The 15,618-nt window shown below is 68.5% G+C and carries 15 protein-coding genes and 1 pseudogene; 8 read left to right on the forward strand and 8 right to left on the reverse strand.

The annotated features are described in order from the left end of the window. Nucleotides 1-520: 520 nt before the first annotated feature. Together AB0J06_RS05020 and AB0J06_RS05025 are read right to left on the reverse strand one after the other, a co-directional pair. Nucleotides 521-1,027: a transposase gene (locus AB0J06_RS05020; RefSeq protein WP_357424755.1), complete on the reverse strand. Its 507-nt coding sequence runs from the start codon at nucleotides 1,025-1,027 to the stop codon at nucleotides 521-523. Between the two features lie 14 nt (nucleotides 1,028-1,041). Further along, the gene (locus tag AB0J06_RS05025) at nucleotides 1,042-1,218 is read right to left on the reverse strand and encodes a transposase (RefSeq protein WP_357424757.1); all 177 of its coding nucleotides are present in this window, start codon (nucleotides 1,216-1,218) and stop codon (nucleotides 1,042-1,044) included. A 183-nt stretch (nucleotides 1,219-1,401) separates the two neighbouring features. On the opposite strand from AB0J06_RS05025, the gene AB0J06_RS05030 reads away from it, so the two are divergent. From AB0J06_RS05030 to AB0J06_RS05060, 7 genes are all read left to right on the forward strand, one after another. After that, nucleotides 1,402-2,310: a hypothetical protein gene (locus tag AB0J06_RS05030; protein ID WP_357424759.1), complete on the forward strand. Its 909-nt coding sequence runs from the start codon at nucleotides 1,402-1,404 to the stop codon at nucleotides 2,308-2,310. Between the two features lie 1,956 nt (nucleotides 2,311-4,266). Further along, nucleotides 4,267-4,686: a sigma factor gene (locus AB0J06_RS05035; RefSeq protein ID WP_357424761.1), complete on the forward strand. Its 420-nt coding sequence runs from the start codon at nucleotides 4,267-4,269 to the stop codon at nucleotides 4,684-4,686. Between the two features lie 361 nt (nucleotides 4,687-5,047). Beyond that, nucleotides 5,048-5,764 (forward strand): GAF and ANTAR domain-containing protein, encoded by a 717-nt coding sequence (locus tag AB0J06_RS05040; protein ID WP_357424763.1) that lies wholly within the window; start codon nucleotides 5,048-5,050, stop codon nucleotides 5,762-5,764. 91 nt (nucleotides 5,765-5,855) lie between these two features. Next, complete coding sequence (locus tag AB0J06_RS05045) at nucleotides 5,856-6,584, forward strand: GAF and ANTAR domain-containing protein (protein ID WP_357424765.1); 729 nt, start codon at nucleotides 5,856-5,858, stop codon at nucleotides 6,582-6,584. Nucleotides 6,585-7,234: 650 nt separating this feature from the next. Continuing rightward, nucleotides 7,235-8,452, forward strand: coding sequence for a glycosyltransferase (locus AB0J06_RS05050; RefSeq protein WP_357424767.1), 1,218 nt, complete (start codon nucleotides 7,235-7,237; stop codon nucleotides 8,450-8,452). Beyond that, a complete protein-coding gene (locus AB0J06_RS05055) occupies nucleotides 8,449-9,522 on the forward strand; it encodes a glycosyltransferase (RefSeq protein ID WP_357424769.1) in 1,074 nt (357 codons plus the stop codon). The genes AB0J06_RS05050 and AB0J06_RS05055 overlap by 4 nt, the downstream gene beginning before the upstream one ends. A 142-nt stretch (nucleotides 9,523-9,664) precedes the next feature. Beyond that, nucleotides 9,665-11,038 (forward strand): glycoside hydrolase family 130 protein, encoded by a 1,374-nt coding sequence (locus tag AB0J06_RS05060; protein WP_357424771.1) that lies wholly within the window; start codon nucleotides 9,665-9,667, stop codon nucleotides 11,036-11,038. Between the two features lie 169 nt (nucleotides 11,039-11,207). Here AB0J06_RS05060 and AB0J06_RS05065 read toward each other — a convergent pair whose 3' ends face one another. From AB0J06_RS05065 to AB0J06_RS05090, 6 genes and pseudogenes are all read right to left on the reverse strand, one after another. Then, complete coding sequence (locus AB0J06_RS05065) at nucleotides 11,208-11,354, reverse strand: hypothetical protein (RefSeq protein ID WP_357424773.1); 147 nt, start codon at nucleotides 11,352-11,354, stop codon at nucleotides 11,208-11,210. Between the two features lie 133 nt (nucleotides 11,355-11,487). Next, entirely contained in the window at nucleotides 11,488-12,012 is a 525-nt protein-coding gene (locus AB0J06_RS05070; protein WP_357425057.1) for a DUF5994 family protein, read from the reverse strand. A gap of 140 nt (nucleotides 12,013-12,152) precedes the next feature. Continuing rightward, complete coding sequence (locus tag AB0J06_RS05075) at nucleotides 12,153-12,383, reverse strand: lipopolysaccharide assembly protein LapA domain-containing protein (protein WP_357424775.1); 231 nt, start codon at nucleotides 12,381-12,383, stop codon at nucleotides 12,153-12,155. A 362-nt stretch (nucleotides 12,384-12,745) separates the two neighbouring features. Beyond that, the gene (locus AB0J06_RS05080; protein WP_357424777.1) at nucleotides 12,746-13,072 is read right to left on the reverse strand and encodes a hypothetical protein; all 327 of its coding nucleotides are present in this window, start codon (nucleotides 13,070-13,072) and stop codon (nucleotides 12,746-12,748) included. 126 nt (nucleotides 13,073-13,198) lie between these two features. Then, nucleotides 13,199-14,343: pseudogene (locus AB0J06_RS05085) on the reverse strand (IS3 family transposase). 45 nt (nucleotides 14,344-14,388) lie between these two features. Next, nucleotides 14,389-14,742, reverse strand: coding sequence for a transposase (locus tag AB0J06_RS05090; protein ID WP_357424779.1), 354 nt, complete (start codon nucleotides 14,740-14,742; stop codon nucleotides 14,389-14,391). 150 nt (nucleotides 14,743-14,892) lie between these two features. On the opposite strand from AB0J06_RS05090, the gene AB0J06_RS05095 reads away from it, so the two are divergent. Then, nucleotides 14,893-15,474 carry a DinB family protein gene (locus AB0J06_RS05095; RefSeq protein WP_357424781.1) on the forward strand — a complete coding sequence of 194 codons (582 nt, stop codon included), beginning with the start codon at nucleotides 14,893-14,895 and terminating at the stop codon, nucleotides 15,472-15,474. Nucleotides 15,475-15,618: the final 144 nt, after the last annotated feature.

Below are 15,618 nucleotides of genomic sequence, written 5' to 3' on the forward strand. Positions count from 1 at the left end.
GTGACCCACCCGCTGTCCGCCGGCCCCGCCCCCCCCCCCGCGGGCCGGGGCCTCCGCGCATCCAGCCGGTCCGTTCACCGGCAGCCGGCGCCCGGCACGTACGCGACACGCGTGGACAACGCCATGGGGTAGCCGTGCGGTCCGATACGGGACCGCGCAGGCTCCGGTGGGCCCGCGCCTGCTGGGCCGCGCCGGAACGCCTCGTTCCCCGTGGCAACCACCCGGGGTGCACCTAGGCGACCGTGAGACCCAGCCGTGTGCGTATGTAGCGTGTCGCCCCTCCGACACGAACCCCCATGGTTTGACCACCGCTGAGGTGAGGGTCGGCCCGTCCTTCGATGCGCGGGAACCGCGCAGTGGTGGGGGTGTGGTGAGGCGTGAACGGTCCCGACGTGCCCCCGTTTACCCCCCGAAAACCCTGTCCTGACGATCACAACCAGTGACAAGGAGAGACCAGTGCCCCGGTGCATCTGTGCAGGTAAATGACCACTTGTGGCAAGCGATGACAAGCTCAGGGTGGCTACGGTTGGTAACAAGGGGTCGTGGGTTCGAATCCCGCCGTCCCGACAGCACGAGGGTTTCCGCAGTTCAGAGCCCGCGGAGACCGTCTCTTCTTGACTGAGTTGGTCAAGGCGTTTGTGTGCTTGGTACTCGTGGATCCTTTGACCCGGCGGGATCCCTTGACCCCTGCGGGTCCGGAACCCCGCGCTGCGGACAGCCGACTTACAAGTCCTAGCTCTTTGAGCGTTGGAGTTGGCGCCAGCAGATGATGGCGCAGGCGAGAGTCAGGAAGGCTTCGTGGATGCAGCCGCGGTCGTGGCCGTCCTCGGATGTCCTTGATAGGTGGGAACTTGTCGATCAGGGGCAGCAGTCGGGTGACGTCGTGGCGGTTGCCGCCGGTCAGCGTGACGGCGAGGGGGAGGCCGCCCGGGTCCGTGATGACGTGGTGTTTCGAGCCTGGCTTGCGGCGGTCGACCGGGCTCCGACCGGTTTTGGGGTCGTCCCGCAACCTGCGCCAGCAGGTCATCCCGGAGCCGAACCTCAACTCCTGGGTAGGTACTCCCACGGGATCGCGGTGTAGAGCACGAACAAGATCCCACAGAACACCTTGCGATCATCCAGAGGCTTACGGCCGGGGAACCGGTGCAGACGGGGTGGCAGCAACGGCTCGATCTCAGCCCACGGCTCGTCCGAGACGACCCAACGGCGGCTGCTCACCCCTCCTCACGTTCAGACGTGAACGATCCTCACGTCCACCGGCTACGCCAACATTATTTCGTTAGGAGTTCTCAGTCATTGTTGACATACCGAAGGGCGCATCCGCGAGGTAACGCTTGGACCATCGTCAAGCCGCTGGTCAGGCTCGCGCTGCCCCAGTCCGCCCGTGACATGATTGCGCCCATGGGGAAGCAGCAGGACGTCGGCGGGCCCGACCGTCACAGCGGGTCAGGTACCACCGCCCACCGTGCGACCGGTGACAGCGCCGACGCGCGGCTCGCCCTCGCGCAGGACCCCGCAACGCCACAGATGACTCTCTTCGACTTGGCGTCCGACCCGTCGGCCGTGGTCCGTAAGGCGGTCGCGGCCCGGACCGACGCACCCGCGCAGGCACTGCGACCGCTGACCCGGGACCATGATCGTCAGGTCCGGGAGGCTGTGGCGAGAAACCCTTCGACCTCGGTCGCCAATCTCTTGCGTCTCGTCAAAGACGCCGACCGGTGGGTCCGCTGGGCGGTCGCCGGCAACCCGGCTTGCGACGAGTCGGTTCGCCGGGTGATGTCAGAGGCACCCGACAAGGAGCTTCGTGGTCTCCTCGCGGAGATGCGGGAGTTGGAGCCCGATCTGGCCGCCAGGCTGATCGACGACGTCTCACCCGAGGTACGGGAACGACTCGCCACCCACACCCACGACCCTGACGTGATCACCGCCCTGATGGCCGATCGCACCGTACGCGTACGCAAGGGGGTCGCCCGCAACCCGCGGACCACCGCCGAGCAGCGCAGCGTGCTTGCCCAGGACCCCGTGGTCGACGTCCGCGCCGCGCTGGTCCGCGCGGTCGAGCTGGACGAGGCGGATCTGGAACGCCTGGTTGACGACCGTTCGGTGCAGGTCCGACTGGCGATGGCAACATCCGAGGTCATCCCGCCGCACATCCGGCGGGCCCTCGGCCGCGATCCCGACGATATGGTGGCCCGCGCGGCGCGGGACTTCCGCCCCGCGTCTGGCAACTCCTCGGTGATAAGGGGTGCACGCGTAGGTCACCGGCGCTCCGGGACGGGCCCAGATCGACCGGGCGGCGCCGCGCGCTAAGGCGGGCGGCATGTCTGCCACGGCCCATACAGGGTGGGGCACGTCCCGCCACAGCGAACCTACCCTGGTCCGCCACCGGATTCCGTCGATCAACTGCCGTCTCGTCCACCTCGGCAGACGACCTGTCAACGCTCGTGGTTGAGTCACGGTTCAGGTGTGGTGGTCGGTGATCCGGATGACGCCAGCATGGCTGTGGCCTGCGACGCACAGGTTAAAGATGAAGCTATGCGCCGCATCGCTACACACCGAAGATGATCTCGCGTTCGTTCGGATCCGCATGTGGGGTTACCGTATCGATCGCCCCACCGACTCGAACCTCTGCGTTACGAGGCACCCGCTCGTCATGGCGGAAGGGTACGACTCCTTTACTCGGCTGAGTACTGTTATCAGTGACCTGGGAAGACATGCTTGAGCATGTCGCTGAGGCTTCCAACTACTGGGGGTCAAGGGGTCGTGGGTTCGAATCCCGCCGTTCCGACAGCACGAAAAGAGGCCGTCGACCGGGGTATTCTCCCTGGTCAACGGCCTCTAATTCGTTTGCACAGAACCTTCCATCGAACAACAGCTCGGCCTTCGTCGGCCAGGGCGACAGCGGAGGGCCGATCACCAGCCTGGCATCCGGTGGGGCGGTACGTGCGCAGGGAATCATCTCCGCGATCGACACCGGCCCCAACCTGCGGCCGTGCAAAGGCTTCAAACCGTCAGGGCGACAGTGCTCGTTCAGCTTCTACTATGCCGACCTCCGCGGGGCGATGAGCGCCGTCGGGGTACACATCAACACTGAGTGAGTGCACTTGCGGCGGCTGGCGGCGCGGTCTACGAGACCGCGTCGCTGGCCCGTCGCCCGCTGCCAACCCGCAGGTAATGTTGGAGTGAATGTGAACGCGTCGCTAATCGGGAACCGACGGTGCGGTTGCGCAGTCGCATAGGCATGAGCATCCGGTAGGCCGGCGCGATCCTGGTAGCTGCCCTCGCACTGGCGGCCTGCTCCCACCGCCAGGAGCGCGGCCCCTACCTCACCCAGACAACCACGCAGTGCCCATCGGTAGATGCGCTGACCGCGCAACGATCCGCGCAGCCGTTGCCCGCCGACTTCCACCCGATCTCAGTCGTCCGGTGTACGTACTCGTTTACCGAGCTCGGGTCCGCCACGTCATCCCCATCCGATTTCGTCTGGGCGGCCGCGCAGCGGTCCAACGGTCCGTTCGACGCCCTCGTTCGAGCACTGCACCTACCGCCACAGGAGCAGGAGGGTAAGCCGGTGTGCCCCGCCATCCTCAACGTGCCAGTGCTGCTTGCCCTAACTGACGCGGCTGGCGCCACTGTCGTGCCGGCCTTGCCGGGCACAATGTGCATGACACCACTTCCTGAGGTGCAGTCGGCGATCGACGCACTGAACTGGACGGAGATTGACCGCCGGAAGTGAACAGCCCGCCTCTAACGGCCAAGGGCACCCCTTGACGAGCGGCCGCGGTCCGGTCGTGGCTGACTTTTGCCAGGCGACCTCGCGCACCGCCAGCACATGGTCCGGTGTGGACGCCCTTCGTCGGCGTCCACCGTGTGGTGTCGATGTCGCTCGGAGTGCGTTAGTGCGCCGACGGACCACGACGAACTCGGCCTAGCCGTACCGGCAGTCGGTACACCCGCACGACCTGCGGGGCAGTTCGTCCGGCTGCCGTCGAACCGCGGGCGATCAGCCGACACGCCCGTCGTGCTCTGCGCGCCCCGCCCGATCGTTCTGAATAGTCTTCGGATGTTTCCCGGGTTTCGGCGGACCGGACCACCCCACGTGGCGATGGCAGTAGGCCCCACGAGACGGAGTCCGTAACGACTCGGACTGTGCGATTTTCGCAGCCGACGCTCCCGGAGCATTGGTAACGTACTTTAAACGCCGTGTAGCAGCCGTCCCAGTCCCTGGCGGTGTCCTGACCACAGGCACACCACCGGGAGGATCGGATGCCTACTCCGCAGATCTATGCCGTGCCTGGCGCCGACTCATTGAGTGATCTTGTCAAGCGGATCGCTGACCGCGACCACGCCGCCTTCGGCCGCCTCTACCGCCGTCTCGTCCGCCTCATCTTCGCCCAGATCTGCGAGAGTCTCGGCGGCCCGGCGTCCGCCGTGCCGGTGACGCGGGCGGTGTTCGTCGAGGTATGGCGGCTCGCGCCGCTATTCGACGCGCGCCGCGACGACGTACTCGCCTGGGTGACCGCCATCGCAGCCCGCCGGGCCGCCGACCGGCTCCGCGCACTCAATCATCAGTCGTCGGCCGTCGACACCGGCTACGACGGGCACCTCAGCCACGAACTGGCAGCCGTACTGGGGGCCGAACCGCACGGCGGCCTCGCCACCACACCGCCACCCAGATTGCGGTGACGACATAGGCATACGCAGCGGGAAACCCCCACCGCGCGCATTCGAACGCGCCGTCCGTTCAAGACCAACGCCTCAGCCACCACGGCCGTCGCGTGCATGATCACCAGGGTGGTCACTGTGGCGGCCGTACGACAGGGAGGGGCCCCCGCAGCGGCGCGCCGGCGCGGGATCCGGACTGGGGGGCGTACGGTGGCGCGTGGCAAGCCGGTGAGGAGCCAGTCGCGTTCGACCCGGTCTTTGTCTTACGTCACCCGCCCGTCGCGGCCTCACGAACCGTTGAGGTATCGGAGGCAGCCGTCGTCGTCTCATCTTTGCCAGCACGGTGTTCGGATGGGGCGGTGCCATGAACGCCGATCGCAGGATGCGACTGTGGAGCCTGGTGGTCGAACACACTCACAGCGGGCCGGTCGCGGTCGAGCACGTCTGCGCCGCGGTGATGTCGGCAGCCGGCGTAGACAGCGCCGCCGTCGCGGTGATGGTCTGCGGCACGGACCGCGAATCGATGTACGCCAGCGATCAGGTCGCCTCGGAGTTGGAAGAGCTGACTCTCACACTCGGTGAGGGTCCGTGCGTGGATGCCTTCGTCGGCGGCCCGGCACTGGTCGCCGATCTGACGGCCGGGGAGTGTCTGGTCCGCTGGCCGGTGTTCGCGCCGGCGGCGGCGCACGCCGGCGTCCGTGCGGTGTTCGCGTTGCCGCTACAGGTCGGCGCGATCCGTCTCGGCGTCATGGACCTCTACCGCGCGCAGCCCGGCGACCTCGATCGCGAACAACTGGCCGACGCGCTGGTGTTGGCGGACACGGCATGCGCACTGCTGCTCGATGCGGCGCAGCGCGACCGGCCACGCGCGGACGGACGCTGGCCCGAACCGGCCGGCCCGCAGCACCCCGAGGTGCACCGGGCCACCGGGATGATCACCGTGCAGTTGGGCGTGACCGTAACGGTGGCCCTCATCCGGCTACGCGCCTACGCGTACGCCCACGACCGGCGGCTGCGTGATGTCGCCGGGGACGTGGTCGCCCGACGCCTGCGATTCGACGACAACGCCGCGGGTGGCGAGGACCGCGGTGGCAGTTGAGATCCGGATCCGGTCTGTTCGTGCCGAGTTGGCGCGGCGCTGCTACCGGCCGCCAGAGCGGTAGGGCTACCTTATGACGAGGGTGAGTAACATGGCCGAGATCCAGCTAGCCGACGTGTTCGTAGAGATGGGCGACACTCTCGTCGACGAATTCGACGTGATCGAATTCCTGCACGTGTTGACCGAGAGGTGTGTCCAGTTGCTGGGCATCTCGGCGGCCGGGCTACTGCTGACCGACGGGCAGGACACGCTGCAGGTGGTGGCCGCATCCTCCGAGCGGACCCGGCTGCTGGAGCTGTTCCAACTGCAAACCGACCAGGGCCCCTGTGTGGACTGCTTCCGCACCGGTCAACCAGTGTCGGTGGCCGACCTGCCCTCCGCCGGTCGCTGGCCGCGCTTTACCGCAGCCGCCGCCGAAGTCGGCTTCGCCGCGGTGCATGCTCTGCCCATGCGCCTTCGCACTGAGGTCATCGGCGCGCTCAACCTCTTCGACACCAACCCGGGCGCGCTCGATAGGGACACGCTACGCATCGGCCAGGCCCTGGCCGACGTGGCCACCATCGGCCTGCTGCAGCAACGCGCCATCCGCCGCCGCGACGTCCTCACCGAACAGCTGCAAACCGCGCTGAACAGCCGCGTCCTGATCGAACAGGCCAAGGGCGTGCTGGCCGAACGTCTCCATTTGGACATGGACGAGGCCTTTGCGCTGCTTCGGAACCGTGCCCGCAGCCATAACCGGCGACTGTCGGAGCTCGCCCAGGCCATCGTCGATGGATCCGAGCAGATCCCGTCGGCGACGGCCACGATCCGGCCCCGCTGACAACCCGACCCGCCCGATGCCCGACAACGACATGCCGCAGATTGCCCCCTCACGTGGCAGGCGAATGCGCGACGCTCACGGGATTCCGCCACCGGGGACCCGGGTGACACTGTGACCGTACACGCCACCGCCCCCGCGTCACACAATCCGTCACCTTCGATCGATCGGCGGGGCTGCCTTCGAGGTGCGCCGGCGTCGCAGCGGGCGGCGGAACTCACGCTGCCTGAGGACTCAGCCGGGGGTCCTCGTGGCCGCCGCGCACAGCGAACGCGCCCGCACTGTGCTCGCCGGCGCAGCACGCTGAACCCGTCCTATCAGCCCTACTGAGGATCGCGACCGAAGTCCACTAGCGACAGCTCCGGCGGGTGCCGCTCGCGGCGACACAACCTGGGAGGGCGTACTGTTGCCTTACGCCGCGCTCCGTCCGGAGCGCTGGCGTCGCCCCAACGACACCGTGCCGTGCCCAGACCCCCGGGCGGCGCGCCGGTCCACCAGTCGGACCGGCCTTCAAGCGCGCCCCCCGGCGTGTCCCTGGCGGCTATGGCCGCCCCGCAACGGCGGTCTGGCGCGAGCCCTCCGTCTTCCGCGCTGATCGACCGGCCGACCGCTGGCCCGTTCTCGATCCGCGTGGCGTTCCACGGAGGTGGGCGATGGCACCAGCATCCACGTACGTCCCCGAAACGCGCTCCAACGCCCCACAAGTCATCGGCGACGCCGGACGATCTGGCTCGCCCCGCGCGTATGGACTCCTGAGTACCTATCCGCCGACGCTGTGCGGTCTGGCCACGTTCACCGCCTCGCTGGCCGGGAGCCTCACCGCGGACCAGTCCGGTGACCGGGTGGGCGTTGTGCGGATGGTCGACGGGCCGAGCGTGGCGGGCCCGCCAGAGGTCGTCCACGAACTGAATGCGCGCCCGGGCGCCGCGTCGGCGGTCGCCGCCGCAGGTTGGCTCAACCGGTTCGACGTCGCGGTGGTCCAGCACGAGTACGGCATCTTCGGCGGTCGTGACGGAGACCAGATCCTGGACGTACTCGAGCGGGTGACCGTGCCCGTCGTGGCCGTCCTGCACACCGTTCTCATGGCACCCACGCCGCATCAGCGGCACGTGCTGCAGAAGGTCATCGCGGCCGCCGACGCCGTGGTCACCATGACCGAATCCGCGCGGTCCCGTCTGTCGGCGATCTACGGCGTCGATCCCGGCACGATCGACGTCATCCCGCACGGCGCCTGGCCCACGGAGGGGCCGCCGTCCAGGCCGCCGTCGCATGGCCGTCCAGTGATCCTCACCTGGGGGTTGTTGGGACCGGGTAAGGGACTGGAGTGGGCGGTCGCGGCGCTGCCCGCGCTGCGGGCGATGGATCCGACCCCGTGCTACGTCGTCGCCGGGCAGACCCACCCTCGAGTGTTTGCCCGCGAAGGGGAACGCTACCGGCACGCCCTGCAGAGCCAAGCCACCTCGCTGGGGGTGGCCGACATGGTGCGCTTCGAACCGGGCTATCGGAACCTGGACCAACTGCGTCGCCTGGTTGACGGCGCCGATGTCGTGCTGTTGCCGTACGACTCGGTTGAACAGGTCACCTCGGGGGTGCTCATCGAGGCGGTCGCGTCGCAGACGCCCGTCGTGGCGACGCGTTTCCCGCACGCGGTCGAGTTGCTGGCCGACGGGGTCGGTCTGTTGGTCCCGCACCGGGATCCGGTGGCGATCGCCGACGCGCTGCGCCGGGTGTTGACCGAGCCGACGCTCGCGGCCGGGATGAGCGCGAGTGCCGCGCCGCTCGCAGCCGTGGTGACCTGGCCGGCGGTAGCCGAACGCTTCCGCCGGGTCGCCGACGCCGTCGTGCAGCGCCGGGCCGCGGTGACCCGATGACCGCCACGGGTCAGCTCGTCGGGGCCAGCGTCCCTGCGGGGGACTGGACACAGCCGCCCGAGCCACCGTTCGGGCACCTGCTACGTCTCAGCGACACCACCGGCGTTTTCGAGCACGCCCGCGGCGCGCTGCCGCGACGTGAGCACGGCTACTGCGTTGACGACGTGGGCCGTGCCCTGCTCGTCCTGGCCCGCGAGCCGGACCCGTCGGCGCAGCTGCGTACCTTGACCGAACGGTGTCTGTCGTTCCTGGCGCATGCGCAGGGCCCCAGCGGCGCGTTCCGCAACCGGATGGGCTACGACCGCCAATGGCGAGGCGGGGTCGGCGCCGGGGACTGGTGGGGACGCGCGATGTGGGGGCTGGGTGCGGCTGCCGCACACGGACACCAGGCGTGGCTGCGCGAGCAGGCTTCCTCCTGCTTCACCCTCGGCGCCCGCCAGCGGTCCCGGTCACCTCGCGCGATGGCGTACGCCGCGCTGGGCGCCGCTGAGATCATTGCCGTTCGGCCCGACAACGAAGTGGCGCGGGCGCTGCTGCGCGACGCCGTACCCGTCGTGGGTCGATGCGGTGAGGATCCGGCCTGGCCCTGGCCGGAGGAACGGCTGGCGTACGCGAATGCGCTGCTTCCCGACGCGCTGATCGCCGCGGGACAACACCTCGACGACGACGTCCTGACCGGGCATGGGTTGCGCCTGCTGGAGTGGCTGCTGGAGACGGAGACCCACGATGGTCATCTGTCGGTGACTCCGGCGGGTGGATGGGCGCCGGGAAGCCCTCGGCCGGCGTTCGACCAGCAGCCGATCGAGGCGGCTGCCTTGGTCGAGGCCTGTGTGCGGGCGCTGGCCGTCACCGGCGCGCAAGGCTGGATGCACGGGGCGCGCCATGGCATCGCCTGGTTCCTCGGCGACAACGACCTGGGTACGCCGATGATGGATGCCGAGACGGGGGGCTGTTCCGACGGCCTGGGCGCCACCGGAGCCAGCGCCAATCAGGGCGCGGAGTCCACGCTCGCGCTGCTGGCGACGCTTCAGCACGCCCGCCGCCTCGGGAGGGCCGATCATGACCGGTGAGTGGGCGCAGGCGTTGGCAGTGCGGACCGGCGACCGGCTGCGCCCCGACCCCCGCCGCGTGATCGTCAAGCTCTTCGTGCCGGGCGAGGAATCACCGGACAGCCCGTCACGCGCTCAGGCCGTGATCGACCGGATCCTGGCGATGACCGACCCGCAGGTCGCCCAGGCGCTGTCGGCCGCGTTGGCCGCTTTCGCGCAGCGCCACCGGGACCTGCCGGCGGTGCTGCGGCGACATTTCGCCGTCGTCGCACACGGCCGGCGCGGCGTCGATGAGCTGTCCGAGCAACGCGAGCTTCTGATTGGCGCCTACTTCACCCACGAATACGCGGTGGAAGCCGCAGCGCTGTGCAACCCGTCGATGGTGCCGCACCCCGATCAGGCTGGATTGGCTGCCGGCCAGATCCGGTTTCTGATGAGCGTGCGGGTCATCGGAGAGGGTCACCTGTCCGGCATCGGGTTCCGCACCGGCGTGGCCGGGCCTGGCGGCCAGTTGGTGTTCGACGAGCCTTCGGCGACCTTGGTGACCGGCACGTCCCGCCCGCCGGTGTATGACCGGGGGCAGATAAGCGCCACGCTTGCCGGCCTGGACGTCGACGAGGAGACGGTGGATCTGCTCCTGCGTGGTCTGCCCGACCGCTTTGACGCCGAGGAGCTTCGCCGGGCCACCGGCGCGCTCCACCCGCACCTGCTCGCCAGACGAGCCGGTCAGCGGGCGGTGGAGATGGTCTCCGCCGTCTCCGCCACCAATTACGACCTCACCTTCGCCGCGGACACCGCGATCGGCGAGCGGCTGTTGTGGCCTAACAGTCCCACCGAGAGTCACGGCATGGAGGACGCCCGGTTTGTGCGGTTCACCGACCACGACGGCAGCGTCCGCTACTGCGCGACGTACACCGCGTACGACGGGGAAAGGATTGCTCCGCAAGTGCTCATGACCGAGGACTTCCGGACGTTTTACGTTCGCCAACTGACCGGCTCCGCGGCGTCTGACAAGGGCATGGCGCTGTTTCCCCGCCCGGTGGGCGGCCGCTATTTGGCGCTGTCGCGGTGGGACCGGGAAACGACGAGCCTGGCCAGCTCCGACGACGGCTATTTCTGGCGGCGGGGTCCGGTGCTGCACGCGCCGGGGCGCGGGTGGGAACTGGTCAAGGTGGGCAACTGCGGCTCACCGGTGGAGACCGACCGCGGGTGGCTCGTGCTCACCCACGGAGTCGGAGTGATGCGGACGTACGCGATCGGCGCGCTCCTCCTTGACCTCGACGACCCCGCGCGGGTGCTGGCCGCCCTGCCGGAACCGCTGCTCGTCCCCGACGGGTCCGAACGCGACGGCTACGTGCCCAACGTCGTCTATTCATGTGGTGCCCTGCGCCACGGTGACACGCTCACCATCCCGTACGGTGCCAGCGACGCGACCATCCGCGTGGCGCAGGTGCACCTTCCCGCGCTGCTGGATCGCCTCTGCGCGGCACCGCCCGAGCCAGAGGACGGAATCCGGGGCCTCGAACCAAGGCCCTGATCCCGCCCTCCGACCCGGGCCGCTGGAGACCCGGCGTCAACGTTTCAGGTCAGATCGCGCCTCATCTGATTTGACACAGAGGGCTACGAGTCCGCGTAGGTCGTGGCCAGCGTCAGGTCATGCGATGCGGTCATGGTGGGCTCTGGCTATCTGACGGGCTCGCCGGGAGTCACCCGCGTCGCCGGAGTCGTTGCGCAAGCTGCCGCAGCCGCCGCTGGTTGTCGGGCTTGTTGAGCTGGTCACGCACTTGGCGGGTGAGCCGTTGTCCTTGCGGGTTATGCAGGAATGTGCGGATGCGCTCGACCATGGTTGCCATGCTGGTTTCCTTCCTATCGTGGATCTTCGTTCCGGCGGCGGGCCGTTCGCCGGAGGCGGGTGAGGGCGGGGATGGGTGTGCGGCAGACGACGCCCGACGCTGACACGGGTGGTTGTTTCCCTCATCACTGTCATCACTGTTCCGATCCACGCGCCCCGGATCGGGGCCCGGTCCGCGGCGTGGCCGGAATCATGGCAGCGAGGCCGTCGCCGTCGGTCTCCCACACGTCCCGGGCAGGCTGTTGGCACGGCTGAGTGCCGGTGGCGAGGAGGATGTGCTGGGCAGGGAAGAGGTTGGTGGTGGTGGCGGCGAGGACCATCGCCGCGTCGGCGATCCTGGTTGCGGTGTCCGGGGGGACGACCAGCAGGTCGACGCGGTCGCCGTTGGCGCACAGCGCGGTGAGCAGACTGGTGGGTCGGCTGGTGAAGTAGCCCAGCCGCAGGACCCGCCGGGCCACGCCCAGGCGGCGCGGGTGCCTGTCCCAGCCGTCGGCGCTGAGGACCATCCGGGTGACCGGTCCGCGGAGCTTGTCGATGGCCAGGACGAGACCCGGCAGCTCCGCGACGGGGTCGATCGAGCGGGGCCACCAGCCGCCGTCCAGGAGGGTACGGCGGGAGCCGGTGGTTCCATTCGCAGTCGCGGCGTCGATGGCGCCGATAACGAAATTATTGTCATGCGGTTGACCGTGTTATGCGTCATGTGGGTCCTTCCCGCCCGTCCCCGGTGGAACCCGGCGACGGCTGGGATTGAGGGGGTGCCGTGGTCCAGGGGCGTCGGGTGCTGTGCGGGCGGCGCGGCTCAGTGGCGTTGGCGGGTCAGGCGGCGCAGTTGGGTGATGCGGGTGGCGCCGACCACCATGGTCAGGATGGCCGCGCCGACGCCGGCGATCAGTAGTGCCAGGGCCAGCGGCAGGGTGCCGTGCATCCATAGGAAGGTGATCTCGACGCTGCGGGTGTTCTGCAGCATGAAGATGATGAGAACAACGAAGGTGACGGCGGCGATGCAGATACTGATCCAGGCAGCGCTCACCCGGGTGGGGGGCACCGGGCTGGTGGGGCCTGATGGGGCCCGCGGCGGGGGGTGTGGTGGTCGGGTCTGCCGGTGCGTTTCGGGTGCGATTGACGGACATGACATCCCTGGGGGTAGGGCCGGTGTGGCTGGCACCTCAGGAGTGGGATGTCGTCGATTCCGGGATGAGTCGATCGTACGCTTGTTCGGCCTGGCGCGCTTGGTGCTCTTGGCGGTCGTTCTGCGACCCTCGCGGTGGGGCCTTCCCTCCCACCGTGGCGGGGGAGGGCCACTGTGGCCTCGACGAGAAGACGGATAGGGGTTGCCGTCATCGCGCGGGCAGCAGTTCATGCCGCATGACAACTAGTACCAACGCCGTTCAGTTAGGTGGGTTGGTTGGGTGTCAAGGGTTCTGGTGACGCGAGGATGTTGATGCTGATGGTGGCTTTGTAGGTGGTTCGGCCGATGTTCGGGCCGCGGGCTTGGTATTTCGAGTTGGCGCGTTTCACGGTGCGGGGCTTGGTCCGGACGCGGCGCTCGCGCATGAGATGGGCCAGTACGTGACGGCCGATCGTGCCGACGAGGTCGACGACGGTTCCGGTGATGACTACGGCGGCCTGGATGACCTGGTCGCGGGCAGCGTTGAGGGCGATGGCGAAGCTTGCCCGGTCGGGGTCGGCGTCGGGCACGCTGTCCGTGGCGTCGGTCATCGCGGTGCGCAGGATCTGATAGGTGACCAGCAGGGCGTAGACCTCCTGGGCGACGCCGGCAGGCGTGCGGGCGCGTAGGACTCGTCGGGACTGCCCCGAGTTCAGTTGACTCGCGGGTTGAGTGGATCAGGCCGCGGTTGCGAGCCTGTTGATGGTCTCAAACTCGATCGGCGTGAGTCGGCCGAGGCGTCGCTGACGCCGCCGGCGGTGGTAGGTGCGTTCGATCCAGGTCACGATCGCCAGGCGTAGGTCCTCGCGGGTTTGCCAGCGTTGCCGGTCGAGGACGTTGTTCTGCAGCAGGGCGAAGAACGACTCCATGGCGGCGTTGTCGCCGCAGGCGCCGACCCGGCCCATCGAGCCGACCAAACCGTTGTGGTGTCACGCTTTGACGAATTTGCGGGACCGGAATTGGCTACCCCGGTCGGAGTGCACCACGGTGCCGGCCGGGTTTCGCAGCCGGACCGCGTTACGCAACGCAGACACCGCCAAGGAGGCTTTCATCCGGTGGTCGATGGAGTAGCCGACGATCCGGCCGGAGTACACGTCCTTGATCGCGCAGAGGTAGAGCTTGCCCTCGGCGGTGGGGTGCTCGGTGATGTCGGTCAGCCACAGCCGGTTCGGGGCGTCGGCCGTGAACACCTTGCGCACCAAGTCGTCGGGCACCGGCGGGCCGGCCCGGCGAGTCAGGCCCTTTTTCTTGGCGAACACCGACCAGATGCGCTGCACCTTGCACAGCCGGGCCACCCGGTTGGGGCCGGCGACGATGCCGTGGGTGGTGAGTTCGTCGGCGATGAATCGGTAGCCGAACGCGGGGTCGTCGTGGTGGATGTCCAGCGCGGCGTTGATCAGGTGCGCGTCGTCCCAGTCGCGCTGTGACACCGGGTCTTTGCGCCAGGCGTAGAACGCCTGCGGGGAAAAGCCCAGGACCCGGCAGGTCACCGCGACGGGGATGCCGTCGGCGGCCAGGTCACCGACCAGCGGGTACATCATTTTGGGGCGATCTCCTTGGCGAAGAACGCCGCCGCCCGGCGCAGGATCTCGTTCTCCTGTTCCAGCAGCTTGTTGCGTTTACGCAGCTCACGCAGCTCCGCGGACTCGGTGCTGGTGGTGCCCGGCCGGATCCCGTCGTCGACGTCGGCGATCTTCAGCCAGCGGTGCAGGCACGACTCGCAGATCCCGAAGTCCTTCGCGATCTGCGACAGCGGCGCCTCGCCCTTGCGGGCAACCGCGACCACGTCACGGCGGAACTCCGGCGGGAACGCTTTCGGCATGGCAGACATCCTTTCAGCGAGGAACGCATCCTCACAGGTCAGGAGTCAACCGAACTGGGGGCAGTCCCGGGTGAAATCGGCGGCGATGCGGTGCCGGCCGCGCATGCGGGCGCGTCGCCCGCCGTGGCGTCGGCGCATGAGGTGAGCGATTTTGCGTTCCACTTTGGGTCGGGTGGCGCGGTAGTCGGCCCGCCAGGCGGGATCCTGTTGGCGGGTGCGGGCGGCGGTGAGTTGGGCTTCGTGCCGGCTGATGGTGATGCTGCGGCCGGTCTTGGAGTCGGTGCACTGCCCGCGCAGGGGGCAGGTGGCGCAGGCGGCGCCGAAGTCGGCTTTGCCGGCGTGGCGCGCGTGGACTTTGACCGCCCGGATCGGGATGGTGGTGCCGGCCGGGCAGGTCACCGTGGCGTCGCGGAGGTTGACCTCGAAGAGGCAACCGCGAGGTGGTCACCACGCCAGACGACCCGGCCCGAGCAGGCCACCGGACGCGGTGGGCCAGGCCGTCGGTAAATTGCTGGTGGCCGGTACGTACGTCAATTGATGATTGTGGCCATGGCCGAAACCCGACGAGCCGACATGTTCACCGCGGACGGCAAGCCGCATGACGACGACCCGCGTGAGAACGGACCGAGGTTGGGCGACGAGCGCAGCACGCTGGCCGAAGCCCTGCGCTGTCAACGCCTCACGTTGGAGCTGAAATGCGCAGGTCTTGATGCGCAGGCAATGGCGCGGCGTTCCGTCGAGCCGTCAACGATGTCGCTGCTGGGGCTGGTGCGACACCTGGCCGAGGTGGAGCGTGCGACGTTCCGGAAGCTGATGGCGGGACAGGACGTGCCCCGGCTGTTCTGCTCCGACACCGATCGTGACGGTGATTTCGATGGTGCTGTGCCGGACCCGCAGGTGGTTGCGCAGGCGTGGGAGGCATGGCGTGCGGAGGTGGACTTCGCCACGCGGTTCGTGGCCGAGGCGCCCAGTCTCGACATCACCGGCGACGATCCCTTGAATCAGCACGGAAGCGGCGGAGGGCCGATGTCGCTGCGCGAGGTGCTGGTCGGAATGATCGAGGAGTACGCCCGCCACATGGGCCATGTCGACTTGTTGCGCGAGCGGATCGATGGACGCGTCGGCCAGTAACCCACCCGACCAGATAGCCGACCACAGGTGCGGAAAACCGGTGTGCGCCGGAGACGTCGGTTCCCGGCACGTGCGGGGGTTTCATGCCATCACAACCAGAGCGGGAAACCACCATGGATGTCACCAATCGCAGTGAGCTTGCCC

It is taken from the genome of Micromonospora sp. NPDC049679 (assembly GCF_040659735.1).
Taxonomy (GTDB): Bacteria; Actinomycetota; Actinomycetes; order Mycobacteriales; family Micromonosporaceae; genus Micromonospora_I.